The sequence below is a fragment of the Mesorhizobium sp. LNHC232B00 genome, assembly GCF_000502435.1.
GTDB classification, from domain to species: domain Bacteria; phylum Pseudomonadota; class Alphaproteobacteria; order Rhizobiales; family Rhizobiaceae; genus Mesorhizobium; species Mesorhizobium opportunistum.
The window spans coordinates 1-25,157 of record NZ_AYWP01000003.1; the positions used below are offsets into that span (position 1 = coordinate 1).

At 63.5% G+C, this 25,157-nt stretch carries 26 protein-coding genes; 22 read left to right on the forward strand and 4 right to left on the reverse strand.

Features of this window, described 5'->3' with window-relative positions; translation table 11 throughout:
* Positions 1 to 192: 192 nt before the first annotated feature.
* The 3 genes from X743_RS164320 to X743_RS164310 all read right to left on the reverse strand — a co-directional run bounded on the left by X743_RS164320 (position 193) and on the right by X743_RS164310 (position 3,060).
* Positions 193 to 840, reverse strand: coding sequence for a dihydrofolate reductase family protein (locus tag X743_RS164320; protein WP_023764058.1), 648 nt, complete (start codon positions 838 to 840; stop codon positions 193 to 195).
* Between the two features lie 214 nt (positions 841 to 1,054).
* Positions 1,055 to 2,086: a porphobilinogen synthase gene (hemB, locus tag X743_RS164315; protein ID WP_023764059.1), complete on the reverse strand. Its 1,032-nt coding sequence runs from the start codon at positions 2,084 to 2,086 to the stop codon at positions 1,055 to 1,057.
* Between the two features lie 152 nt (positions 2,087 to 2,238).
* Positions 2,239 to 3,060, reverse strand: coding sequence for a DUF2066 domain-containing protein (locus tag X743_RS164310; RefSeq protein WP_023764060.1), 822 nt, complete (start codon positions 3,058 to 3,060; stop codon positions 2,239 to 2,241).
* 140 nt (positions 3,061 to 3,200) lie between these two features.
* Here X743_RS164310 and X743_RS1000000169780 point away from each other — a divergent pair, with 140 nt between their 5' ends.
* The 17 genes from X743_RS1000000169780 to X743_RS164235 all read left to right on the forward strand — a co-directional run bounded on the left by X743_RS1000000169780 (position 3,201) and on the right by X743_RS164235 (position 17,872).
* Positions 3,201 to 3,749, forward strand: a complete 549-nt coding sequence (locus tag X743_RS1000000169780) for an isoprenylcysteine carboxylmethyltransferase family protein (RefSeq protein WP_051508500.1) — start codon at positions 3,201 to 3,203, stop codon at positions 3,747 to 3,749.
* A 107-nt stretch (positions 3,750 to 3,856) separates the two neighbouring features.
* Entirely contained in the window at positions 3,857 to 4,900 is a 1,044-nt protein-coding gene (locus tag X743_RS164305) for an enoyl-CoA hydratase/isomerase family protein (RefSeq protein WP_023764062.1), read from the forward strand.
* Positions 4,897 to 5,319, forward strand: coding sequence for a DUF6163 family protein (locus X743_RS164300; RefSeq protein WP_013896003.1), 423 nt, complete (start codon positions 4,897 to 4,899; stop codon positions 5,317 to 5,319). The genes X743_RS164305 and X743_RS164300 overlap by 4 nt, the downstream gene beginning before the upstream one ends.
* Positions 5,320 to 5,557: 238 nt before the next feature.
* Entirely contained in the window at positions 5,558 to 6,073 is a 516-nt protein-coding gene (locus tag X743_RS164295; RefSeq protein WP_013896002.1) for a winged helix DNA-binding protein, read from the forward strand.
* Between the two features lie 171 nt (positions 6,074 to 6,244).
* Positions 6,245 to 6,670 (forward strand): hypothetical protein, encoded by a 426-nt coding sequence (locus X743_RS01000000168610; RefSeq protein WP_051508501.1) that lies wholly within the window; start codon positions 6,245 to 6,247, stop codon positions 6,668 to 6,670.
* Positions 6,671 to 7,039: 369 nt separating this feature from the next.
* Positions 7,040 to 8,293 carry a murein L,D-transpeptidase gene (locus X743_RS164285; protein ID WP_023764065.1) on the forward strand — a complete coding sequence of 418 codons (1,254 nt, stop codon included), beginning with the start codon at positions 7,040 to 7,042 and terminating at the stop codon, positions 8,291 to 8,293.
* A gap of 206 nt (positions 8,294 to 8,499) precedes the next feature.
* Positions 8,500 to 10,179, forward strand: coding sequence for a Na+/H+ antiporter (locus tag X743_RS01000000168615; protein ID WP_245264153.1), 1,680 nt, complete (start codon positions 8,500 to 8,502; stop codon positions 10,177 to 10,179).
* Positions 10,180 to 10,357: 178 nt separating this feature from the next.
* Entirely contained in the window at positions 10,358 to 11,671 is a 1,314-nt protein-coding gene (gene glyA / locus X743_RS164280; protein ID WP_023764066.1) for a serine hydroxymethyltransferase, read from the forward strand.
* Between the two features lie 162 nt (positions 11,672 to 11,833).
* Complete coding sequence (locus X743_RS164275) at positions 11,834 to 12,412, forward strand: hypothetical protein (protein ID WP_023764067.1); 579 nt, start codon at positions 11,834 to 11,836, stop codon at positions 12,410 to 12,412.
* Between the two features lie 157 nt (positions 12,413 to 12,569).
* Positions 12,570 to 13,049 carry a transcriptional regulator NrdR gene (gene nrdR, locus X743_RS164270; RefSeq protein WP_013895995.1) on the forward strand — a complete coding sequence of 160 codons (480 nt, stop codon included), beginning with the start codon at positions 12,570 to 12,572 and terminating at the stop codon, positions 13,047 to 13,049.
* Positions 13,050 to 13,051: 2 nt separating this feature from the next.
* Complete coding sequence (ribD, locus tag X743_RS164265; RefSeq protein ID WP_023764068.1) at positions 13,052 to 14,182, forward strand: bifunctional diaminohydroxyphosphoribosylaminopyrimidine deaminase/5-amino-6-(5-phosphoribosylamino)uracil reductase RibD; 1,131 nt, start codon at positions 13,052 to 13,054, stop codon at positions 14,180 to 14,182.
* A gap of 186 nt (positions 14,183 to 14,368) precedes the next feature.
* Positions 14,369 to 14,986 carry a riboflavin synthase gene (locus X743_RS164260; RefSeq protein WP_023764069.1) on the forward strand — a complete coding sequence of 206 codons (618 nt, stop codon included), beginning with the start codon at positions 14,369 to 14,371 and terminating at the stop codon, positions 14,984 to 14,986.
* Between the two features lie 69 nt (positions 14,987 to 15,055).
* On the forward strand, positions 15,056 to 15,316 hold the full coding sequence (locus X743_RS164255; RefSeq protein WP_023764070.1) for a ribbon-helix-helix domain-containing protein: 261 nt from the start codon (positions 15,056 to 15,058) through the stop codon (positions 15,314 to 15,316).
* Positions 15,316 to 15,591 (forward strand): type II toxin-antitoxin system RelE/ParE family toxin, encoded by a 276-nt coding sequence (locus tag X743_RS164250; protein WP_023764071.1) that lies wholly within the window; start codon positions 15,316 to 15,318, stop codon positions 15,589 to 15,591. The genes X743_RS164255 and X743_RS164250 overlap by 1 nt, the downstream gene beginning before the upstream one ends.
* Before the next feature lie 81 nt (positions 15,592 to 15,672).
* Complete coding sequence (gene ribH, locus X743_RS164245; protein WP_023764072.1) at positions 15,673 to 16,167, forward strand: 6,7-dimethyl-8-ribityllumazine synthase; 495 nt, start codon at positions 15,673 to 15,675, stop codon at positions 16,165 to 16,167.
* On the forward strand, positions 16,164 to 16,664 hold the full coding sequence (nusB, locus tag X743_RS164240; protein ID WP_023764073.1) for a transcription antitermination factor NusB: 501 nt from the start codon (positions 16,164 to 16,166) through the stop codon (positions 16,662 to 16,664). The genes ribH and nusB overlap by 4 nt, the downstream gene beginning before the upstream one ends.
* The gene (locus tag X743_RS164235) at positions 16,661 to 17,872 is read left to right on the forward strand and encodes an MFS transporter (protein WP_023764074.1); all 1,212 of its coding nucleotides are present in this window, start codon (positions 16,661 to 16,663) and stop codon (positions 17,870 to 17,872) included. Before nusB ends, X743_RS164235 begins: the two co-directional genes overlap by 4 nt.
* A gap of 9 nt (positions 17,873 to 17,881) precedes the next feature.
* Here the strand turns inward: X743_RS164235 and X743_RS164230 are convergent, their stop codons facing one another.
* Positions 17,882 to 18,454, reverse strand: coding sequence for an NADPH-dependent FMN reductase (locus X743_RS164230; protein ID WP_023764075.1), 573 nt, complete (start codon positions 18,452 to 18,454; stop codon positions 17,882 to 17,884).
* A gap of 257 nt (positions 18,455 to 18,711) precedes the next feature.
* Here X743_RS164230 and X743_RS164225 point away from each other — a divergent pair, with 257 nt between their 5' ends.
* From X743_RS164225 to X743_RS164205, 5 genes are all read left to right on the forward strand, one after another.
* Positions 18,712 to 19,572 (forward strand): ABC transporter substrate-binding protein, encoded by an 861-nt coding sequence (locus X743_RS164225; RefSeq protein ID WP_245264174.1) that lies wholly within the window; start codon positions 18,712 to 18,714, stop codon positions 19,570 to 19,572.
* 230 nt (positions 19,573 to 19,802) lie between these two features.
* Entirely contained in the window at positions 19,803 to 20,966 is a 1,164-nt protein-coding gene (locus tag X743_RS164220) for an ABC transporter permease (RefSeq protein ID WP_023764077.1), read from the forward strand.
* A complete protein-coding gene (locus tag X743_RS164215; RefSeq protein ID WP_013895984.1) occupies positions 20,963 to 21,901 on the forward strand; it encodes an ABC transporter ATP-binding protein in 939 nt (312 codons plus the stop codon). Before X743_RS164220 ends, X743_RS164215 begins: the two co-directional genes overlap by 4 nt.
* Positions 21,898 to 22,647 carry an ABC transporter permease gene (locus X743_RS164210; protein WP_023764078.1) on the forward strand — a complete coding sequence of 250 codons (750 nt, stop codon included), beginning with the start codon at positions 21,898 to 21,900 and terminating at the stop codon, positions 22,645 to 22,647. The genes X743_RS164215 and X743_RS164210 overlap by 4 nt, the downstream gene beginning before the upstream one ends.
* Positions 22,648 to 22,909: 262 nt before the next feature.
* On the forward strand, positions 22,910 to 25,051 hold the full coding sequence (locus X743_RS164205) for a sodium-translocating pyrophosphatase (protein ID WP_013895982.1): 2,142 nt from the start codon (positions 22,910 to 22,912) through the stop codon (positions 25,049 to 25,051).
* Positions 25,052 to 25,157 lie beyond the last annotated feature (106 nt).

The window sequence follows — 25,157 nt, forward strand, 5'->3', positions numbered from 1 at the left end:
CTTTCCTTCTATGCCCATCCCCTGGGCATCATCGACACGAGGCGCATGAAGCTCGTCCGCCGCAGCGCCGCGCCAGCCAAACCGCTTGGCGCTGCGGCGGACGAATAGAGGGGAGAAGTGTTACCTATGTATCCGGTTCAAAGTGTTACCTATCTATCGGCTGGACAGCCTGCCGCCAAGGGTTTCGCCAAACTACGCTCGATCGATGATCACATGCGTGGCAAGCGCTGTCGCCACCTGCTCCGTGCACCGATAGCCAAGCTTCACCATATCCAGGCCCGCGAAGAGGTTCTCGCCTGTTCCCAGCAGCACCGGCGAGATCGCCAGGTGCATGGTGTCGATAAGCTTCTCCTGCAGGTATTGCCGGATGGTCGAGACACCGCCGCCGACCCGCACGTCCTTGCCGCCAGCCGCCGACCTTGCCCGCTCGAGCGCCGAATGGATGCCGTCGGTGACGAAGTGGAAAGTGGTGCCGCCCTCCATCGTGATGGGTGCTCGCTTGAAGTGTGTCAGCACGAAAACCGGCACATGGTAGGGCGGGTTGTCGCCCCACCAGCCCTTCCAGGTCTCGTCGGGCCACTCACCGCGGATCGGTCCGAACATGTTTCGTCCGAGGATCCACGCGCCGACATTCTCGAAGCTGCGTGCCGCGAATGCCTCGTCGGCGTCAGTGGTGCCGCCGTCTTGCCCGAGCACCATCTTGCGGAAGGTGCGGGTGTCGACAAACCACTTGTGCAGGGATTCCCCACCAATGCCGAGCGGATTTTGCAGATCCTGGTCGGGACCAGCGCCATAGCCGTCGAGCGATAGGGTGAAAGCGTTGACACGCAGCTTGGACATGAAACCTCCTCGATAACCAGTTGTATTTTGCAAGTGGTTGCCTTGTAGCAAACCGATTGCGAATTGCAAGTGGTATTTTCTACGGCGAAGAAACACGTACCCCGGACCTCTCCGCCATTTGGCGGGAAGTCCTTGCCTGTAAGTTCCTTATGGAAGTCGCGGATGCCGTTCATGGACGACCATGTCGCTGACTTGGCCGAGGGAGGGCGAGAACCTACCCCTTCAGCATCGTCGCCACTTCAGGTGCGAAATAGGTCAGAATACCGTCGCAGCCGGCGCGCTTGAAGGCAAGCAGGCTCTCCAGCATCGCTTTCTCGCCGTCGATCCAGCCATTGGCGCCCGCCGCCTTGATCATCGAATATTCGCCCGACACCTGGTAGGCGAAGGTCGGCATCTGGAATTCGTCCTTCAGCCTGCGGATGATGTCGAGATAGGGCAGGCCGGGCTTGACCATCAGCATGTCGGCGCCCTCGGCAATGTCCTGCTCGGCCTCACGTACGGCTTCGTCCGAGTTGGCATGATCGATATAGTAGGTCTTCTTGTCGCCCTTGAGCAGCCCGGCGGTGCCGACCGCCTCGCGGTAGGGGCCGTAGAAGGCCGAGGCGAATTTGGTCGCGTAGGACATGATCGCCACGTCCTGAAAGCCGTTGGCATCGAGCGCGTCGCGGATGGCGCCGATACGGCCGTCCATCATATCGGACGGCGCGATGATGTCGGCGCCGGCCGCCGCCTGGATGACGGCCGCCGCCGCGACCTGATCGACCGTCTCGTCGTTGACGATGATGCCGTCGCGCAAGATGCCGTCATGGCCGTGGCTAGTGAACGGGTCGAGCGCGGCGTCGGTGATGATGCCGATCTCGGGCACCGCGTCCTTTATGGCGCGGGTGGCGCGGTTGATGACATTGTCGGGGTCTAGGATATGCGAGCCGGTCTGGTCGCGTAAGGCCAGATCGACGTTGGGGAAGGTGGCGAGCGCCGGAATGCCGAGCTTGGCGGCGCGTTCCGCCTCCCTGACAGCCAGATCCACTGACAGGCGGAAGACGCCCGGCATGGCCGCAATCGGCTCGCGCACATTTTTCCCCTCGACGACGAAGATCGGCCAGATCAAATCATCGACGGTGAGCCGGTTCTCCTGCACGAGCCGGCGCGACCAATCGGCCTTGCGCATGCGGCGCAGGCGGCGGCTGCCGGTGACGTCGTCGACGCTGCGCGCGCCGGCTGGCTTTGTCGGGGTGAATCTGTTCATTGCCAAAACTCCGGATCAACGGCTTTTACCACGAGCCCTCGATGCTGACCAATGCGACACGTTTGTGCCAGCGGTCGAAGCTGACAATTTCCCCCCTTGTGGAGAGATGCCCAGCAGGGCAGAGGGGCGCGCTATCCCTCCTGCCTATCCAGTCAAGGCTGCCCATTACCCGAAAGAATCTGCACCGCGCCTCTGATGGCCACACGAAACGCCTCGTCGAAGCTGACGCCACGCGCCTGCCAGCGATAGGTCTTGCCGCGGTCGGCTAGCCGCCAGTCGGCGATCCAGCCGAGCTCCTTGTCGCTCCATACGATGCTGCCGGCGAGCGCTTGCGCGCCACCTACTTGTTTGGCTTGCCGATCCAGCCTCGCCATGTCGGCGGCGCGCAGCGCTTTTTCGCCCAGGCCGGCAAGCTGCGCAGCCTTCGGAAATGCGACATGGATCAGCATTGGACCGGTAGCATTGACGAAGGATTCGCGCATCGTTTCGCTACGCTGCTCCTCGGCGCTTAGGACGAAATGTCGGGCACCCTGTTCGGCAACGAGAAAGACCGCGAGCGTCGGCCGGTCGCCCAGCCAGGGCCTGCTGCCCAGCGACGCCAGCACCTTGTCGATCACCTCAGGCTTGTAGAAGCAGGTCAGATCATGCGGCCGGTCATGTGTGCCTTGCTCGTCATGGATCGGAATGCCCTCCAACCGGTCATGGTAGCGGAAAGCATCGACGAAACTGCCGGCTTTGTCGCGCAGATCCGCTATCTCTGGTTTGTCGAGCAACCGCTGATCGCCCGAAACCCTGACCAGGACCCTGTCCAGGCAATCCCTGAAGCCTGTCTGGCGGTTCTCCTCGCCTTGGCCGGTGACGATGGTCTGCGACTGGTAGATCTCGTCCAGCGTGGTTGCCAGCACAGGATGGGCGGCCAGACATCGACCGATCAGCCCGATTGCCACCAGCGCAAGGCGTAAAAATCGAGCCATGAACAACGTCCGCCGTCCAGCATTTGCCGGTCGATTTCTAACATCGACCACGGACGCGAGCCAAGAGGCGGTACCGGCCGTGTGGCGTTGACGCGTCCTTGCGGCACGCTAGGTCCGCATGGCGACGGAAGGAGCAAGCCATGGTTTTCGTCTGGTCCATCTATGCCGCCTGGCTCGTGCTGATCGTCTATCTGACCGTTTCGGCGTTCGGTGTGAAACAGGATACCGAGGAGCACATGCCGCAGCGACTGGGGCTGATGGTCGCCATGATCGTCGCTTTCCTGCTTCCGCGTGTGCCGATGTTCCGGTTCGTCAACTTCGCACCCGTGAACGCCGTCTTGAGCAGCATCGGTGTCATCGTGGCCGTTGCCGGAATGGCCTTCCTGGTCTGGGCGCGGCAAACCCTCGGCAGCAATTGGAGCCAGATCGTCTCCGCCAAGCACGGCCATGAACTGGTGACGTCAGGCCCTTATCGGTATGTCCGCCACCCCATGTACACAGGCGGCCTCGTCGCATGCATCGGTTCGGCGATCGTGGTGGGCGGTGGTTTCGTCTTTCTGCTGATCTTGCTGGGCGTGATCTTCCTATGGCGTGTCGGTGCGGAAGACAGGCTTCTGGCACGGCAATTTCCCGACGAATTCCCAGACTATGCGCGTCGCACGAAGGCGTTGATCCCGTTCGTGTGGTAGCAATTCCAACCGATCATGCTTCTTGTCCCGGCACACGACAATTGACGTTCGCCCGGTCGCCGCTTAGCACTTCAGTCCCGCAGGCGCGGGGGAGGGATTCTCTGGCGATGGATTTTGGTGGAGGCGACGAAATTCGCTTCGAACGGTTGGGCAGGGCTGGTGTCGTCACGCTGACGCGGCCGCAGGCGCTCAATGCCGTCACCCATCGCATGGTCAAGGCGCTGGGCAAAGCCCTGCGTTCCTGGGAGCGCGACGACGGTGTCGACATCGTGGTCCTCAAGGCCGAGGGCAGGGCGTTTTCGGCCGGAGGCGACATCCTGGATATCTACGAAGCCGGCCGGGCCGGAGAGCCGCCGGTCGCATTCTTCGCCGACGAGTACCGGCTCAACGCCTACATAGCGCGCTTCAAGAAACCCTACGTGGCGCTCATCGACGGCATCGTCATGGGCGGCGGCGTCGGCATTTCGTTCCACGGCTCGCATCGGGTGATGACCGAGAATGCCCAGTTCGCCATGCCGGAGGTCGGCATCGGGTTTTTCCCCGATGTCGGCGCCAGCCATCTGCTGCCCGATCTTGGCGGCTCTTTCGGCATGTATCTGGCGCTGACCGGCAACCGCATCCGCTATGGTGACGCGCTGTGGTCGGGGCTGGCCACTCATACCATCAAGGCCGAGGACCAGGCGAGCTTCCTCGATCGGCTGGTACTGACCGGCGATCCGGAATCGGTGCTGCGCGGTTTCTTCGTCCAGGCAAAGCGGGAGACCGACAGGCCGATCCTGGAAGCGATATCGCGTCATTTCGCCCAACCATCGCTGCAAGATGTCGTCGACAGCCTGGAACGCGCGGCGGGCACGGACGAATTCGCGGCAAAAACGCTGGCGACGATCCGCATGCGCTCGCCGACCAGCCTTCGTGTCGCCTGGCGGCAGATCAACGCCGGGCTGACATTGTCGATGGACGATTGCATGAAGATGGAATTCCGCATTCTCAACCGCATGCTAGCCGGACACGATTTCTATGAAGGCATCCGCGCCGCCATCATCGACAAGGGGTCAAAGCCGCAATGGCGGCCGGCAAGTCTCGACGCGGTCAGCGAGGCCGATGTCGATCTCTATTTCGCCCCACTCGGTGAACGGGAACTCCCGGTATGAGCGAGGTGACTTCGAGACGCGTGGTGCTTCAGCCCTCGACGGTCGAGGTCATCTTCGCCTGGTTCCAGCGCGTCATCGCCGGCTACTGCCTGTTGTTCGGCATCCTGTACTGGGTCAAGCTGATCGGCTTCTATCCAGGTTCGCTGTGGCGCTTCGACCTCATGCCGGTGCACTGGCAGGTGGCGGCGGTGATGCTCGCCGTGTTCTTCCCCTTTGCCGCGGCGGGGCTGTGGATGCTGGCCTCCTGGGGGCCGGTGATCTGGTTCATTTGCGCGGTCACCGAGACAGTCATGTATGCCGGCTTCCCCGAGCTTTTCGGCCATCGATTGCTGATTGTCGTCTCGCATGCGGCGGTGGCGCTGCTCTATATCGTCTTTCGCGTCGTCATCTGGCTGCAGAAACGCCCCGTACGGCACTAAGCCGTTGAGGGCATTGATGACTTCGTGACCGCCCCGAACCGGCCCCACGAGAGGCGCCTAAGCCTTTAGGTTAATTATCCTTACTCGGGTGACCGTTCGTTAAGCCTCTTCCGAAACCTATTACCGGTAAGCTCTTGTTAGCCCTAGCGTTTAAGTCGAATTTTATGAGTATTCGATAGTGTCGCGATCAAGGTGAAAAACAAAAAATCACCAGGGCGACAAACGAGAGGCAAAGACAATGATCAATTCGCGTCCGGCGGCGAAGACCGCCAACGTATCCGACGATCGCCGCGAGGCTATCCGTTCCCTGTACATGGAATCGCTGCAGCTTGTTGAGCGGCTGCACCGCCGCCTGCTTGATGTGATCAAGGACGAATTCGACCGCAACGGCCGTTCCGACATCAACGCCATCCAGGCGCTGCTGCTGTTCAACATCGGCAATTCCGAACTGACCGCCGGCGAACTGCGCTCGCGTGGCTACTATCTCGGCTCGAACGTGTCTTACAATCTGAAGAAGCTGGTCGATCTCGGCTTCATCAACCACCAGCGTTCGCGCATCGATCGCCGTTCGGTCCGCGTCTCGCTGACGCCGAAGGGCAACGAAGTGGCCGATGTGGTCGCCGGTCTCTATGAGCGCCATGTCGGCTCGATCGAGCAGGTCGGCGGCATCAACACCGACGAGTTCAAGCAGATGAACCGTGCCCTGCAGCGGCTCGACCGCTTCTGGAACGACACCATCGCCTATCGCATGTAAGGCGTCCGTCGCATCGGATCTGGCCCGCGCCAAAGAAGCGCGGCCGCAAGAGCGACCTTCAGTCAGGGCCGGTGCCGAAAGCACCGGTCCATTTTCTTGTGGCGGACGGCCGTCCCGGCCCAAGCTTTGCTTTCGCCTCCGCAGTGCCTAATGTCACCACACGAGGGAGGCATGATGGGACGAGAGGGGCGTTTCAGGATCTGTTCTGTCGCTGCGGCGCTTGCGATGGTGTCGCAAATGGCTTTCGCCGAGGACTGGTGGAAAGATTCCTTCGCCACCGAGGGCAGCAGTCCGTGCGACAACAATGACTCGATCGTGACAATTACCGACAAGTCCGTGGACATGTGGGAGGTCGGCTGCAGGCTGGACAAGGTTCAGAAGATCAATCGCCTGGATGCCGTCATTCTGGACATGACCTGTACGGACGATGAGCAGGGCGCTGAAAAGAGGCGGGAATTGCTGCTCAAACTGGACAACAAAGTCCTGCGTTATCCTCAAAACGAAGTGTTGCAGCGCTGCTCGGAACTGAAGGCGCAGCCAGGTCTGACGCCAAAGCCAGGTCTGGATCCAAAAGCACGTCCGGACCCAAAAGGCTGAGGCTTCTCGCACGACGGTGACGGTCGAGGACGAGGTTGGCTTCGGACTGGATATCTGCGGATCGGGATATCTGGATTGTCACCGGTGCCGAAAAGCACCGGTTCTTTCTTTTCGCGGTGTCGCCCGAAGCATATTGCGGGCCAAGGCCACGTTGCCGCCATAATCGCGGTGGAAGCGAGGATGCGGGTGATGCTGCCGGCCAGCGCTTGCGCTCACTTGAACCCGCATCGCGACAGCGCCTTTGACGCCTGTGCGATGCAGGTCATGGTTGGCTAATTCTTAACATTGCCAACCCTAGACTGCGGGCTCAATCGCCCGTTGAGAGCAAACCGAGCGAGATCGAACACAGCAAGAATGTCTGGAACGTCCATGAGAACCAGCCGCCGTTTTTTCCTTTCTGGAGCCTCAGCGCTCGCCGCCGCCATGGTGGCCGGCCGCGCGAGTGCGCAGGATGTGATTGGGGATATCCTGAAATCCTCGGCTCGCGGCAATTGGGATGATCAGTTCGACGCCCGCGCCAGCGAAGGCGGCAAGGTGGCCTCGACACTGCCGATCTTCAGCCTGCAGACCGTTGCATTCACCGAACAGGCTGTGGCGCAATACCAGAACATTGTCGGTCAGGGCGGCTGGGTAGATGTTCCCGCCACCAAGAAACTGGAACTCGGCGTCGATGACCCGGACGTCGTGCCGCTGCGCAAGCGCCTTATGATTGCGGGCGACCTGTCGCAGAGCGCCGGCATTTCGACGGCCTTCGATTCCTATGTCGACTCCGCGGTCAAGCGCTTCCAGTTGCGCCATGGCCTGCCGGCTGACGGCTCGATGGGCAAATACACCTATGCCGCGATGAATGTTTCGGCGCAAATCCGGCTAGGTCAGTTGCAGACCAATCTGCAGCGGCTGAAGGAGAAGGCCGGCACGCTCGGCAGCCGCTATGTGCTGGTAGACATTCCGGCGGCGCAGATCGAAGCGGTCGAGAACGACCGCGTCGTGCTCCGCCACACGGCAATCGTCGGCAAGATCGATCGCCAGACGCCGATCGTCAATTCCAAGATCAACGAGATCATCGTCAACCCGTATTGGAACGCGCCGGTCTCGATCGTGCGCAAGGACATCATTCCCCTGATGCGGAAGGATCCCGACTATCTGAAGAACAGCCATATCCGCCTGTTCGCGCCGGATGGCAGCGAAGTCGATCCGATGAACGTCGACTGGTCGACGGACGATGCCGCCAAGTACCGTTTCCGCCAGGATCCGGGTTCGGAAAACGCCATGGCGTCGGTGAAGATCAATTTTCCGAGCCCGGATGGCGTCTATATGCACGATACGCCGCAGCAGAGCCTGTTCGGCAAGATGATGCGTTTCGATTCCTCAGGCTGCGTGCGCGTCCAGAACGTGCGCGACCTCGTCACCTGGATCCTGCGCGACACACCCGGCTGGGACCGCCAGCATTTCGAGGCGGCGATCAAGACGGGACAGAACACGCCGATCCAGGTCACCAACCCGGTCCCGGTGCACTTCCTCTATCTGTCGGCCTGGTCGACCGGCCCCGGCGTCGTCCAGTTCCGCGACGACGTCTATGCGCTCGACGGCAACAGCGAGCTGCAGATCACGTCTTCGCTCTAAGCGCCTGATAATTTTGACGAAAAGCCGCCTTTGAGGCGGCTTTTCTGTTTGCGGCGCAGCCGCTGATTGGCCAGCGGCGCCAAAGCTTCCGCACGATTGACGGCGCCGAGCTCGGGGCTGGCCTTTGGTCATCTCGGTGCCGGCGCGGCCTGGCTGGACGCGGCGCCGGCGATTGCGCATGGTCCCCCGACAGCCGGAATCGCGCCATGCAAACCGCCATCTTCATCCTTATCGTGCTCGTCTTCGTCGCCGTTTCCGGCGCGCTGGTGCGCCTGGTGCGGGTGCCGCTGCCGGTGCTGCAGATCGCCATAGGCGCAGCACTTGCCTGGCCGGTGCGCGGCATCCATGTCGAGATCGATCCGGAACTGTTCCTGCTGGTGTTCATTCCGCCGCTGCTGTTCAGCGACGCCTTTGGCGCGCCCAAGCGCGAACTCATCGCCTTGCGCCGGCCTATACTCGATCTCGCCATCGGCCTCGTCTTCTTCACCATCGTCGGCTTCGGCTATGCCTTGCACTGGCTGGTGCCGAGCATTCCGCTGGTCGTGGCCTTCGCACTCGCCGCGGTGCTGTCGCCAACGGATGCGGTGGCTGTCTCCTCGATCGTCGACAGGAACGTGGTGCCGGCGCGGCTGATGCACATCCTGGAGGGCGAGTCGCTGCTCAACGACGCGTCGGGCCTGGTGATGTTCCGCTTCGCCGTCGCGGCGGCATTGACCGGCAGTTTCTCCTTCGCCGCCGCCTCGCTCAGTTTCCTCTATGCCGTGGCGGTCGGCATCCTGGCCGGGGTAGCGGCCCTGTTCGTCGCCGCCAAGATGCTGCAACTCTTGAACCGCATTGGCGGCGTGCCGGCCGAGGCACAGGTGCTGATCACCATCCTGCTGCCCTTCGTCGCCTATCTCGCGGCCGAGCATTTCGGGGCTTCGGGTATCCTGGCCGCGGTCACCGCGGGCCTTTTGACCGGGAGCACGGGCGTATTCCGCTTCCTTGGCGTCTCGGCGCGCATGCAGACCATCTCGTTGTGGACGACGTTTTCCTTCGTCTTCAACGGCGCGCTGTTCATTGTGCTCGGCCTGCAGCTTCCCGAAATCATCCGCAACGTGCCGGCGGAACTCACCGGCCACTATCCCGTCCTCCAGCCGGTGCTGACTGTTCTGGCGCTGACACTGTGCCTGATCGCGCTTCGCTTCGTCTGGATCTGGATCGGCGACATCACGGCGGGGATCGCGGCGCGGCTCGGCAAGCGCGAGGCCGAGCCATTCGGCCTGCGCGTGCGGTTGGCCGGATCGGTGGCGGGCGTGCGCGGCGCCATCACGCTGGCCGGCATCCTGTCGCTGCCGCTGGCCTNTGTCGCTGCCGCTGGCCTTGCAGGACGGCTCGCCATTCCCCGCGCGCGACCTGGTCATCTTCCTCGCCGCCGGCGTCATCATCTGCTCGCTGGTGATCGCCAGCCTTGCCTTGCCGGTGATCGCGCGCGGGCTGGTCGAGCCGGGAGAAGATGCCGGCGCTGCCGAGGAACGCATGGCGCGCGTCGGCGCGGCGAAGGCGGCAATCGCCCACCTCGAGAGCATCACGCAGACGGACGAGGAGGAGGGCGACGTGCCTGGCATCAGGCTCGCCGCCGCCAACGGCATTGTCGCCGCCTATCGGCGGCGCATCGCGGCGGCCGACGAGGCCGACGAGGCGCGCGCCGAAGTGCGGGAGGCTGGCAGGCTGGAGATCGACCTCAGGCTTGCTGGCATCGCCGCCGAGCGCGATGCCCTGCGCGCCATGCTGCGCCGTGGAGAGATCAACGACCACACGGCGCGGGCGTTGTTCACCGAGATCACCCTCACGGAAGCCCTTTTGAACGGCAGACAGACACGGAAGTAGGAATTGCGGAAGCCTGAAGCCGCGGATTTGCAGTCCCTGCCGCAAAACGGCCAGCAAATTTCGCGCTGCAAACGTGGCGAGGCCAAAACAACTGTGTTAATGGCGCGGCAATGCGTGTCGCCCGGAACTGCGCAGCGATTTTGGGGCAACGACATGCAGAAACAAATTGCCCCGAACCAGAGGATTTTTCAGGCCATGGCAACTGCAGCGGCAGCGTCGAACAAATTCGAATCTTTCTTCGAGACCACGCTTGCCGATGCCGATCCGGAGATTTTCGGCGCCATCCGCAGCGAACTCGGTCGCCAGCGCCACGAGATCGAACTGATTGCCTCGGAGAACATCGTCTCCCGCGCGGTGCTTGAGGCGCAGGGCTCGATCATGACCAACAAATACGCCGAGGGCTATCCGGGCAAGCGCTACTATGGCGGCTGCCAGTTCGTCGACGTGGCCGAGGAACTGGCCATCGAGCGGGCGAAAAAGCTGTTCGGCTGCAACTTCGCCAACGTACAGCCCAATTCCGGCAGCCAGATGAACCAGGCGGTGTTCCTGGCGTTGCTGCAGCCCGGCGACACCTTCATGGGCCTCGACCTCAATTCCGGCGGCCATCTCACGCACGGCTCGCCGGTCAACATGAGCGGCAAGTGGTTCAAGGTCGTGTCCTATGGCGTGCGCAAGGAAGACCATCTGCTCGACATGGACGCGATCGAAAAGACCGCGCACGAGACCAAGCCGAAGCTGATCCTGGCCGGCGGCACCGCCTATTCGCGCATCTGGGACTGGAAGCGTTTCCGCGAGATTGCCGATGCGGTCGGCGCCTATCTGATGGTCGACATGGCGCATATTGCGGGCCTCGTCGCCGGCGGCGTGCATCCGTCGCCCTTGCCGCACGCGCATGTGGTGACGACCACCACCCACAAATCGCTGCGCGGCCCGCGCGGCGGCATGATCCTGTGCAATGACGAGGACATCGCCAAGAAGATGAATTCCGCGGTGTTCCCCGGCTTGCAGGGCGGACCGCTGATGCATGTCATCGCCGCCAAGGCGGTCGCCTTCGGGGAAGCGCTGAAGCCGAGCTTCAAGATCTATGCCGAGAGCGTCGCCGCCAACGCCAAGGCTCTGGCCTCCAGCCTTCAGGAAACGGGCCTCGACATCGTGTCCGGCGGCACCGACAACCATCTGATGCTGGTCGACCTGCGCCCCAAGAACGCCACCGGCAAGCGCGCCGAGGCAGCCCTTGGCCGCGCCAACATCACCTGCAACAAGAATGGCATCCCTTTCGACCCGGAAAAGCCCTTCGTCACCTCGGGCGTGCGGCTCGGCACGCCGGCCGGCACCACGCGTGGCTTCGGCCAAGCCGAATTCCGCGAGATCGGCAAGCTGATCGCCGAGGTGCTGGACGGTCTCAAGGTCGCCAATTCCGACGATGGCAACGCCGCGGTCGAGGCGGCCGTCAAGGCCAAGGTGGTGTCGCTGACCGATCGTTTTCCGCTCTATCCTTATCTCGGTTGACCATCCTTATCTCGATTGACCAGCCCCTTATCTCGATTGACCAGACCCTTATCTCGATTGACAAGACCCTTATCTCGATTGACCAGACGCGAAGCGTCATCTTTTATCCGCCGGCAGCGCGTCACCCCTGGTCGGGTGGCGCATGGAACTGGAGAATTGATGATGCGCGATTTTCGTCTTGCCTCACTCGGCGCTCTGGGCTGGCTGGCTGCTTGCGGGTCCGCCTTGGCGCAGACGCAGCCGGCCCCCGACATGCCTGCCACCAGCACGTTCGGTCTATGGACAACCATGGTCGATACGCTCGACACCGGCCAGGATGCGCGCAAGACCTGCGCGGCTTCGACGGCGTTCTACGATGCGGGTGGCAATTCGGGCACGCTGACCTTGTCGATCTCGAACGGCGATGCGCTGCCGCCGGATGCCTATCCGGCCGTCATGATCACCATCGACAACAGGAGCCTGCAGACCGGCAAGAAGATCGCGGCGATTTTCGGCGATCCCGGCGTCAAGGTTTCGACGACTGTCTATTCCAACGACGCGGTCAACGGTCGTCCGACCTGGACGGTCGACAATCAGCCCAAGACCAGTCTCGCGCTGCTGCGTGCCATGCGCCAGGCCACCTCGCTCGACGTGACTTTCGGCAAGCAGGCTATCGCCAGCATCCCGATGGACGGCTTTACCAAGGCCTATCGCAGCCTTGGTGTATCCTGCGGCTTCCCGACCAAGGACGTTGCGCCGTGACACGGACAACCGGATCGGCATAGGCGCCGCTGGCAATCTTCCTCGTGCCTCGCTATCTCTGACGCAGCAGGCCGTCGAAGACACGGAACCGCTTCAATCCCGGCCGGAAAGGCTCTAAGCCTTTCGCCTCACCAGATTCGCGAACCCAAGGCTCTCCATGCGCTGTCCCTATTGCCAGTCCGAAGATACGCAGGTGAAGGATTCGCGCCCCGCAGAGGACGGCGCGGCGATCCGCAGGCGGCGTGTCTGCCCCGATTGCGGTGGCCGATTCACCACCTTCGAGCGCGTGCAGCTGCGCGACCTCGTCGTGGTCAAGAAGTCGGGGCGAAAAGTGCCGTTCGACCGCGACAAGCTGCTGCGCTCGGTCGAGATCGCGGTGCGCAAGCGCAATGTCGATCCCGAGCGCATCGACCGCGCGGTGACCGGCATCGTGCGCCAGCTCGAAAGCTCCGGCGAGACGGAAGTGGCCTCGGGCGAGGTCGGCCGACTGGTCATGGAGGCGCTGAAGTCGCTCGACGATGTCGCCTATGTGCGTTTCGCCTCAGTCTACCGCAATTTCCGCGAGGCCAAGGATTTCCACGAGTTGCTGGGCGAACTGAAGGGCGACGAAGACAAGAGTGAAGAGGAAGCCGGCTGAGCATGGCAGGATCGCGACAGGGCGAGGCCGCACAAGCGGCCCTTGATCACCGTTTCATGGCCGCTGCGCTACGGCTGTCGCGCAGGAATGCCGGCAGGACCTCGACCAACCCTTCCGTCGGCACGCTGATCGTGCGCGATGACGGCGCCGGACCGATGATCGTCGGCACCGGAGTCACGGCAGTCGGCGGCCGGCCGCATGCCGAGACAGAGGCGCTGGCCGAAGCGGGCGAACTCGCGCGTGGTGCTACGGCCTACGTCACCCTGGAACCTTGCGCTCATCACGGCCGCACGCCGCCTTGCGCCAATGCGCTGGTCAATGCCGGCGTCGCGCGCGTCGTCGGTGCCGCCAGCGATCCTGATCCGCGCGTCTCCGGCAAGGGCTATGCTATTCTGCGAGCTGCTGGCATCGAGGTGGTCGAAAAGGTACTGGCGGCGCAAGCCGCCGAGCAGATGGCCGGCTATCTCATTCGATCACTCAGAAAACGTCCGGAAGTGATTCTGAAGCTTGCGCTTTCCAGTGACGGCAAGATCGGCAGGGAGGGCGCCGGCCAGGTCGCGATCACCGGCGACATGGCCCGCCGCGAAGTCTATCTGATGCGGGCCGAGGCGGACGCTATCCTGGTCGGCATCGGCACGGCGCTGGAGGACGACCCGGCGCTGACGGTCCGCTTGCCCGGGCTGGAGAACCGTTCGCCGGCGCGCATCGTGCTGGACCGGCAGATCAGGCTGCCGGAGGCTTCGAAACTGGTTTCGGGCGTGGATCGCGTGCCGCTTTACGTCGCGGCTTGCCTGGAGGCCGATCCGCAGCGCAGGGCGGCCCTCGAGCGCGCCGGCGTGCGCTTCATCGGCACGGAAACCCATGAAGGCGGCGTCGCATTGCCGGAGCTGCTCGAGGATCTGGCGGCGCTCGGCATGGCAAGCGTGCTGGTCGAGGGCGGCGCCAGGGTGGCGAGCGCCTTCCTGGCCGACGGGCTGGTGGACCGTATCGTGCTGTTCCAGGGACCGGAAGCGATCGGCGAGGGCGGCATTGCATCGCCCATCGACGCTGACCATATCCCGGCAGGCTTTCACAAGCTGCGCGAGATGCGCTTCGGCGAAGACGGTTACGCCGAGTGGATTAGAGACCTCTAGACCATGATCCCGAAAAGTGGGACCCGGTTTTCGGACAAGATCATGGCCAAACAGGATAGACCATGATCCCGAAAAGTGGGACCCGGTTTTCGGACAAGATCATGGTCAAACGGGATAGACCATGATCCCGAAAAGTGGGACCCGGTTTTCGGACAAGGTCATGGTCAAAACGGGAAGACAACATCGATGTTTACCGGAATTGTCACCGATATCGGCACCGTCGCGGCTATCAAGTCGCTGAGCGAAGGCGTCGGCTTGCGCATCGACACCGCCTATGATCCCGCGACCATCGCCATCGGCGCGTCGATCTCCTGCGGCGGCGTTTGCCTGACGGTCACGGCTTTGCCCGACAGCGGCTCGAACGCGCGCTGGTTCGAGGTCGAGGCGTGGGAGGAAGCCTTGCGGCTGACCACCGCCTCTGGCTGGAAATCCGGCACCAAAGTCAATCTCGAACGGGCGCTGAAGATCGGCGACGAACTTGGTGGCCATATCGTTTCGGGCCATGTCGACGGCACCGCCGAGATCGTGGAACGTAAGGATGAGGGCGACGCGGTGCGCTTCACGCTGGAAGCGCCGCGCCATCTGGCGAAATTCATCGCGCCGAAAGGCTCCGTCGCGCTCGACGGCACCTCGCTCACCGTCAACAAGGTCGAGGGGACCCGCTTCGACGTGCTGCTGATCCATCATTCGCTGACCGTGACCACCTGGGGCGAGCGCAAGGTCGGTGACCGCGTCAATCTCGAGATCGACACCATGGCCCGCTATGCCGCGCGGCTGGCGGAAGCGGCGAAAGAGGGACTTTGAGTGCTGCCTGCTTGAACCTCGACTTAGTCAGTATTAATCGCTATGATTAAGTCTGATTGTGAGGCTCAGATGGACACAAAAGTAATCACCGCTCACGTTCCGCTGCCGCTAGCAGAAAAGGTGGATCAGCTAGCTGCTCGCCTCGATCGCCCGCGCGGCTGGATCATCAAACAAGCTCTTTCCGCGTGGGTGGATTTGGAGGAGGAGCGCCGACGTCTCACGCTTGAAGCACTGGCCGATGTGGATGCAGGACGGGTCATCGATCACCAGGCCGTGCAGGCGTGGGCTGAGAGTCTTGGCACCGACAAGCCACTACCGGTGCCTCGTTGATGGAGCTGAAATGGACCAATAAGGCTTTGTCCGACTTGGTCCGGCTCCACGATTTTCTCGCGCCAGCAAATGGCCCGGCGGCCGCACGCGCCGTGCAGGCGCTTGCTGCCGCGCCGGCACGGGTAGTCGAGTATCCGCGCATCGGTGAGAAACTAGAAGAGTTCGAGCCACGAGAAGTGCGCCGCATTTTGGTAGGCAGCTACGAAATTCGTTACGAAATACAGAACGCGACAATTTCTGTGTTGCGCCTGTGGCATACGCGAGAGGATCGATAGGCCCGGCGGCCCTCCGCCAATCTTCCGCTTGCGATCAACCCGGCTTCGGCCTAAGTCACCGGCAACCCCCCGGAGACTTTTATGGCTGGTACCTCCCAATACGGCAAAGCCTTCATTCGCCCGAAGGCGAAGGCGCACTTGCTTATCATCGAAGCGCGCTTCCACGACGGCCTTGCCGACGCGTTGCTTGATGGCGCGACAAGCGCGCTCGATGAAGCGGGCGCGACCTACGACGTCGTCACCGTTCCAGGTTCGCTGGAGATTCCCGCGGTCATCACCTTCGCGCTGGACGGCGCGGCGGAAGGCGGCACGAATTACGACGGCTTCGTTGCGCTCGGCACCGTCGTTCGCGGTGATACATATCATTTCGACATCGTCGCCAATGAATCCAGCCGCGCGCTCATGGACCTGTCCGTGCAGGATTCGGTCTGCATCGGCAACGGCATCCTGACCACCGAGAACGATGCGCAGGCGTGGACGCGGGCCAAGCGCTCGGAAGGCGACAAGGGCGGCTTTGCCGCACGTGCGGCGCTGACCATGATCGCGCTCAAGGAAAAACTGGGAGCGCAATCGTGAGCGAGCCCACTTCGCCCGGCCAGCCGGCGGTGCGCCACGCCAACAAGCGCGGGGCTGCCCGTCTCGCCGCGGTGCAGGCGCTCTATCAGATGGATGTCGCCGGCAGCGGCGTCTTCGAGATCACCGCCGAATATGAGGCATTCCGCCTTGGTAAGGAAGTGGACGGCGCGCTCTACCGCGAGGCGGATGCCCAATGGTTCCGCGCCATCCTGACGGGCGTCGTAGAGGACCAGAAGACCATCGATCCGATCATCCGCCAGTCGCTGACCGAGGACTGGCCGTTGTCGAGGCTGGATTCGACGCTGCGCGCCATTCTGCGCGCCGGCGTCTATGAACTGATGAAGCGGGAAGACGTGCCGGTGGCGGTGATCGTCTCGGAATATGTCGACATCGCCAAGGCCTTCTACGAGGAAGATGAGCCGAAGCTGGTCAATGCCGTGCTCGACCGCGTGTCACGCCGGGTGCGCGGCGAGGGACGCGGCAAGGACGCATCGTGACAGCCATCGCCGTCGAGGTGGGCAAGGGTGGGCGGCGCACAGCGCTGATCCTCGCCGCCTCGCAGGCGATCATCGGCTCGGCGGCACCCATTGCCATCTCCATGGGCGCGCTGGCCGGGCAATATCTGCTCGGTGCCGACAAATCGCTGGCGACGGCGCCGATCACCGGCTTCAACCTTGGCGTGGCGCTCGGCGCTCTGCCCGCCGCGGCCATCATCCGCAAGATGGGCCAGCGCGGCGGCTTTATGACCGGAACCGTCGTCACCGCGCTTGGCGGCCTGGTTGCCACCTTCGCGCTTTTCCATGGCAGTTTCTGGCTATTCGCGTTCGCGCTGCTGGTGATCGGCATCGGCGGTGCCTTCGTCCAGCAGTTCCGCTTCGCCGCCGCCGACAACGCACCACCGGAGTTCAAGGCGCGCGCCATCTCCTTCGTGCTGGCGGGCGGCATCATCACCGCCATCCTTGGGCCGCAGATCGTCATCTTCACCCGCGAACTGTTCGCGCCGGTGATGTTTGCCGGATCGTTCGCCGCCATCCTGCCGCTTGCCGCGGCCGGCGCCATCATCCTGTCCTTCCTGCAACTGCCGGCGAGGGCGCCCGGCAGGGTGGAAATCGTCGACAGCGACGCAAGACCGTTGGCGGAAATCGTGACCGAGCCGCGTTTCGTCGCGGCGCTGTTCTGTGCGGTCGGCAGCTATGCGCTGATGAGCTTCGTCATGACCGGCGCACCGCTGGCCATGGTCGGCTGCGGCCTGTCGGAGGATGATGCGACGCTGGGCATCTCCTGGCACGTCATGGCGATGTTCGCGCCTAGCTTCTTCACCGGCTCGCTGATCCATCGTTTCGGCGCCGAACGCATTGTCGCCATCGGCCTGCTGCTGCTGATCGGCTGTGGTGCCGTAGCTTTGTCGGGCCTGGCATTATGGCAGTTCTGGACGGCGCTCATCCTGCTTGGCCTCGGCTGGAACTTTGCCTTCATCGGCGCCACCGCGATGGTGGCGGCCAGCTACCGGACGTCGGAAAAGGGCAAGGTGCAGGGCTTCCACGACTTTGTCCTGTTCGGCTCCGTCGCCTGCGCTTCGCTGATGTCGGGCATGGTCTACAACGCCTGGGGCTGGACCATGCTGAATTGGATGATCTTCCCGGTTGCCGTGCTCTGTTTCGTGGCGCTGGGCGCGCTGAAGATGACGAGCGCGCGCCCGACCTGAAGCCGAACGCTATGCGTCCGGCGGCAGAACCTGAAGCACCCGCGCTATGAACATGTGGAACTCAGCCATGTAGTTGCGCAGGAAGTCCTCGGTGGATTCGACCGTCACTTCGCCGTCGTCCGTTATCAGTCCGGGGGTGAACTGGATATAGGCCTCCGGGGCATTCATCTGGGGTGAGTTGCAGAAGCTCAGGACGCTGCGCAGGCTTTGTTGGGCGACAGCGGTTGCGATGGCGCCCGGCGATGTTCCGATGACGGCGGACGGTTTGCGTGCGAATGAATTCTTTCCATAGGGGCGGCTGGCCCAATCGATCGCGTTCTTCAATCCGCCGGGGATCGAGCGATTGTACTCCGGCGTGACGAACAGCACGGCCTGGACGGACGCGATCGCCTGCTTGAAATCTAGGGCGACCTGCGGGAAATCGGCGTCGTAGTCGTAGCTGTAAAGGGGCAGATCCCTGAAAGGGATTTCCGTCATCTCAAGTTCCGGAGGAGCCAGTTGAACGAGCGCCTTCGCTAGCTTGCGGTTGATGGATCCCCGGGCAAGACTGCCGATGAGGTAACCGACTTTGTGTATGGCCATGACACGCTCTCCGTGTTTGCCACCCGCACCGTCACTGCATTATCCGCCAGATGGCGCCAGATCGCCAGCGTCGCCTCGAAATTGACTTTCCCAACAAAAATATTGCGCCTGTGCCCATTGTTATGAAACCGTGTGCCCCGACTGGCCGTTGAAGCCATGCTCATATGCGGCCGCCGCATCACGGTTCACAGCAAGGGATTTTCACGATGTTTTCAGTCAAGGTTCTGGCCAGCGCGGCGTTGGCGCTAGGCATCACCATGGCATCCGCCAGCGCCCAGGTGGTTGTCTCCTCGAAGATCGACACCGAGGGTGGCGTGCTCGGTAACATCATCCAACTCGTACTCAACGCCAACAATATCAAGACGACCGACCGCATCCAACTCGGCGGCACGCCGGTGGTGCGCAAGGCGATCACCGCCGGCGAGATCGACATCTATCCCGAATACACCGGCAACGCCGCCTTCTTCTTTGAGAAGGCCGACGACCCCGCGTGGAAGGATGCCGCCAAGGCCTATGAGACGGCCAAGAAGCTCGACTACGACGCCAACAAGATCGTTTGGCTGTCGCCGGCGCCCGCCAACAACACCTGGGCGATCGCATTGCGCAAGGAAGTGGCCGACACCAACAAGCTCGCCTCGCTCTCCGACTTCGGCAAATATGTCGCTGGCGGCGGCCAGGTGGTGCTGGCGGCATCCGCGGAGTTCGTCAATTCGGCGGCAGCCTTGCCGGCCTTCCAGACCACCTACGGCTTCAAGCTGAAGCCCGAGCAACTGATCACGCTCTCCGGTGGCGACACGGCTGCGACCATCGCCGCGGCCGCCAACCAGACCAGCGGGGCCAACGCCGCCATGGTCTACGGCACCGACGGCGGCATCGCGCCGTCCGGTCTTGTCGTGCTCGAGGACGACAAGGGCGTGCAGCCGGTCTACCAGCCGGCGCCGATCATCCGCGAATCCGTGCTCAAGGAACATCCCGAGATCGAGACGCTGCTGAAGCCGGTCTTCGCCAAGCTCGATCTCGTCACCCTGCAGGAACTGAACGGCCGCGTGCAGGTCGGCGGCGAGCCGGTCAAGGGCGTCGCCGAGGACTTTTTGAAGAAGAACGGGTTCCTGAAGTAGTCAGCGCACCCGGAAGCGACGTTGGTGCGAGGCGCCCCTCTCTGTCCTGCCGGACATCTCCCCCTCAAGGGGGGAGATTGGCAGCATCGGCGTCGGCACTCACCTTGCATCGCTGGAGATTGGCGAAAGCCGTTAGGATATCCGATCTCCCCCCTTGAGGGGGAGATGGCCGGCAGGCCAGAGGGGGGCGCCTCGCGCAAAGGGGCCGCCGCTCTGCACGGCCGCGTACCATGACCCTGCGCTTCGACAAGCTCGGCGTGGTCATCGCCGCGATCGCGGCCTACGCGGCGTTCCTTGCCCCCTTTGCCACGTTCCGCGCCAACCGCATCGTCCCCGGCCAGGCGCGCTCGATTCTCGAAGCGCTGCCGGCAATCACCGGGCCATTGCTTTTGGCAATCGTGGTCGCGGCAGCGCTCATCGCACTATTCAGGACGCCGCTCGTGCTGCGTCTTGCCGCCAGCGTGGTGGCGCTAGCCGCGCTCGCGGTGCTTGTCGGCGTCGCCGGCACGTTTCTCACGCCGGCCGGCAACACGTTTGCGCGGGTGTCGCCGGCCTCCGGTTTCTGGATACTCATCTTCGCCTTCACGCTTTTGCTGGCGGACGTCCTGACGCGCCTGAACCTGTCGCCCTCGGCCCGTGTTGGCGTGCTGGTCGCCGCCACCGCGGCCATTGGCCTGCTTTTGGTGTCGGGGGCCTGGAACGACCTTTCAATCCTCAAGGAATACGCCAACCGCGCCGACAGTTTCTGGGCCGAAGGCTCCAAGCATGTGACCTTGGCGCTCGGCTCCCTGCTTGCCGCTGTGGTCGTCGGCCTGCCGCTCGGCATCCTCTGCCATCGCGTCGAAAGGCTGCGGGCCGGCGTGCTCAATGTGCTCAACATCATCCAGACCATTCCCTCGATCGCGCTGTTCGGCCTGCTGATCGCGCCGCTCGGCTGGGTCGCTACGCATGTGCCGGGGGCTGCCGCGCTCGGCATCCGCGGCATCGGCACGGCACCTGCTTTCGTCGCCCTGTTCCTCTATTCGCTGCTGCCGGTGGTGGCCAACACCGTGGTCGGCCTCGCCGGGGTGCCGCGAGCCGCCAACGATGCGGCGCGCGGCATGGGCATGACCGAACGCCAGCGCCTGTTCGGCGTCGAGTTTCCACTGGCCTTTCCGGTGATCCTGACCGGCATCCGCATCGTGCTGGTGCAGAACATCGGCCTCGCCACCATCGCCGCACTGATCGGCGGCGGCGGCTTTGGCGTGTTCGTCTTCCAGGGCGTCGGCCAGACGGCGATGGACCTTGTGCTGCTCGGCGCGGTGCCGACCGTGGCGCTCGCCTTCGCCGCCGCCATCATCCTCGATGCGGTGATCGAAATGACCGCCACCAAGCGCAGGGTTGAAACGGCATGATCGAGATCGAAGGCATTACCAAGCGCTACGATGCGACAACGGTGGTCGACGACGTGTCGATGGTCATCGAGCCGCGCACCATCGCGGTCATTGTCGGCACCTCCGGCTCCGGCAAGACGACGCTGCTGCGCATGATCAACCGGCTGGTCGAACCGACCGCCGGCATCATCAAGCTCGACGGCGCCGACAATCGCTCGGTGCCCGGTTACGAACTGCGCCGCAGCATCGGTTATGCCATCCAGGGCCATGGCTTGTTTCCGCATCGAACCGTGGCCCAGAACATAGCCACCGTGCCGGTGCTGCTCGGCTGGGACAAGGCCCGTATCGATGCGCGCGTGGACGAGTTGATGACGCTCTACCAGCTCGATCCGCGGGAATTCGGGCCGCGCTACCCGCACGAATTGTCCGGCGGCCAGCAGCAGCGCGTCGGCGTTGCCCGCGCGCTCGCCGCCGAACCCAACGTGCTGCTGATGGACGAGCCATTCGGCGCGCTCGACCCGATCATCCGCACCAAGGCGCAGGAAGACCTGCTGGCTATCCAGAAACGCTTCGGCACCACCATCATCCTCGTCACCCATGACATGGAGGAGGCCGTACACATGGGTGACAAGATCGCCGTCATGGATGCCGGCAAGCTCGTGCAATACGCCAAGCCCGCCGAGATCCTCGCAAACCCGGCCAGTAGCTTCGTCGAGACCCTGGTCGGCGCCAGCGAACGGCCATTCAGGCTGTTGTCGCTCGGGCGGGTGCGCGACGCCGTGGAGAAGGGCGCCGCCGATGGCGAGGCGATCCCCGGCGATGCCAGCCAGCGCGATGCGCTGGCTGAACTCCTCTGGTCGGGCCGGCCGGCGCTGCCGGTGAAAGGCGCCGACGGAAAGCCGCTCGGCCGCGTCACGGTGGACGGGCTGGTCAAGCGCGCGGCGAGGCCGGCATGAAGGCCTGGCTGCCTTTGCTGCTCAGGCTTGCCCTGGTGGTGCTGCTCGTTGCCTTCGTCACCAGCCCTGGATGGTTCGAGCCGCTGCTGAAACCGCTGACGGAAAACAACGCTCCTGTGATCTACAACCAGGGCAGCCTGCTGACGCTGACGCTTTTGCATCTGCGCACCGTGCTGATCGCCACTGCCGCTGCGACCATCGTCGCGGTGGCCCTGGCTATTCTCGTCACCAGGCCGGCCGGCGCCGAATTCCTGCCCTTGTCGCGCAGCCTGGTCAACATCGGCCAAACCTTCCCGCCGGTGGCCGTACTGGCGCTCGCCGTGCCGGCGGTCGGCTTCGGCGAGAAGCCGACCCTGATCGCGCTGTTTCTCTACGGGTTGCTGCCGATCTTCGAGAATGCGCTCACTGGGCTGACGACGCTCCCAGCCAACGTCGTCGAGGCGGCGCGCGGCGCCGGCATGACCGGCTGGCAGCGGCTGACCAAGGTCGAACTGCCACTCAGCGCGCCGATCATCCTTGGCGGCATCAGGCTGTCGGTGGTGATCAGCCTGGCCACGGCCACCATCGGTTCGACCGTGGCCGCCAGGACGTTGGGGGAGGTCATCATTGCCGGCCTGTTGTCGAACAACCTGGCCTTCATCCTGCAGGGCGGCCTGATCGTGGCCGCACTGGCCGTGCTGATCTATGACGGACTGTCGGCCGTCGAGCACTACGCGGCACGCCGCATGGGACGCGAGGCGGAGTAGCTCTTGAGGGGGCCGGCGGCCTCGTCGCAATGATTCCCTTGCGTCATTTCAATCGATCTAAATGAAAGACCACACGCGCGGGACCGTCGCGGCTTTTGTCTTTTGGGCGAAAGCCGGGCAAAAAACGAACAATATCTTGACGTTCGCGACCCTGTTTCGCATACACCGCTGCGAAGAGGCGGATTCCGCTCGCGGATCCGGTCTTTGTCTCAACGGCCCAGGGAGGGGTTCTTTTGGGCCATCAATCGAGGAAAATCCGGCAATGACAATTATTTCCGCCGTCATCGCCTGCGGTCTGCTTTCTGTCCTTTACGCCATCTGGGCGACACGTTCGGTTCTCGCGTCCGATCAGGGCAATGCACGCATGCAGGAAATCTCCGCCGCCATCCGCGAAGGCGCGCAAGCCTATCTGGCACGCCAGTACACAACCATTGCCATCGTCGGCGTGGTCGTGCTCGTGCTCGCCTGGTGGCTGCTTTCCATCACCGCCGCGATCGGCTTCCTGATCGGCGCCGTGCTGTCGGGCGCCGCCGGCTTCATCGGCATGCACGTTTCGGTGCGGGCCAATGTGCGGACCGCGCAGGCGGCATCGAACAGCCTCGCCGCCGGCCTCGACATCGCTTTCAAGTCGGGCGCCATCACCGGCATGCTGGTTGCGGGCCTCGCCCTGCTCGGCGTCTCGATCTACTATCTCATCCTGACCCACTTCATGGGCCTTGAGCCCAACGACCGTATCGTCATCGACTCGCTGGTCTCGCTCGGTTTCGGCGCGTCGCTGATCTCGATCTTCGCCCGTCTCGGCGGCGGCATCTTCACCAAGGGCGCCGACGTCGGCGGCGATCTGGTCGGCAAGGTCGAAGCCGGTATTCCGGAGGATGATCCGCGCAACCCCGCCACCATCGCCGACAATGTCGGCGACAATGTCGGCGACTGCGCCGGCATGGCCGCCGACCTGTTCGAAACCTACGCGGTGACGGTCGTCGCCACCATGGTCCTCGGCGCCATCTTCTTCGGCGGCACCGCCATCCTGGGTGCCGCGATGCTCTATCCGCTCGCCATTTGCGGCGCCTGCATCCTGACCTCGATCGTCGGCACCTTCTTCGTCAAGCTCGGCTCCAACGGCTCGATCATGGGCGCGCTCTACAAGGGCCTGATCGTCACCGGCCTGCTGTCGATCGTCGGCCTCGCCGTAGCCACCTCGGCAACGCTCGGCTGGGGCGAGGTCGGCACCGTCGCCGGCATGACCATCACTGGCAAGAACCTGTTCATCTGCGGCCTGATCGGCCTCGTGGTGACCGGCCTTATCGTGGTGATCACCGAGTACTACACCGGCACCAACAAGCGCCCGGTCAACTCGATCGCCCAGGCGTCGGTGACCGGCCATGGTACCAACGTCATCCAGGGCCTCGCGGTCTCGCTGGAATCGACGGCGCTGCCGGCAATCGTCATCGTCGGCGGCATCATCTCGACCTACCAGCTCGCCGGCCTCTACGGCACCGCGATCGCCGTCACCACAATGCTCGGCCTCGCCGGCATGATCGTCGCGCTCGACGCCTTCGGCCCGGTCACCGACAATGCCGGCGGCATTGCCGAAATGGCTGGCCTGCCCAAGGAAGTGCGCCACTCCACCGACGCGCTCGACGCGGTCGGCAACACCACCAAGGCCGTGACCAAGGGCTATGCCATCGGTTCGGCCGGCCTTGGCGCGCTGGTGCTGTTCGCCGCCTACTCGAATGACCTGAAGTTCTTTGCCGCCAATGGCGACAAATATCCTTACTTCCAGGGCATGGGCGAAATCTCCTTCGACCTCTCCAACCCCTACGTGGTCGCGGGCCTCATCTTCGGCGGCCTGATCCCGTATCTGTTCGGCGGCATCGCCATGACGGCCGTCGGCCGCGCGGCGGGCGCCATCGTCGAGGAGGTGCGCAAGCAGTTCCGCGAGGATCCGGGCATCATGGCCGGCACCTCCAAGCCGAACTATGCACGCGCGGTCGATCTCCTGACCAAGGCGGCGATCCGGGAAATGATCATCCCGTCGCTGCTGCCGGTGCTGGCGCCGCTCGTCGTCTATTTCGGCGTGCTGCTGATCTCGGGTTCGAAGGCGTCCGCCTTCGCAGCTCTCGGCGCTTCGCTGCTCGGCGTCATCGTCAACGGCCTGTTCGTGGCCATCTCGATGACTTCGGGCGGCGGCGCCTGGGACAACGCCAAGAAGTCGTTCGAGGACGGTTTCACCGACAAGAACGGCGTCAAGCACCTGAAGGGCTCCGAGGCACACAAGGCCTCGGTGACCGGCGATACCGTCGGCGATCCCTACAAGGACACCGCCGGCCCGGCGGTCAATCCGGCGATCAAGATCACCAACATCGTCGCCCTCTTGCTGCTGGCCGTGCTCGCGCACGGCTGAGCGGCCAGCGTTTTGAAAAGAAGATCCGCGGGGAGCGATCCCCGCGGATTTTTATTGGGAGAGCCTGTCGGGTGTCACGGTTTGCCGATCGGGTGTGCGGGTAGGC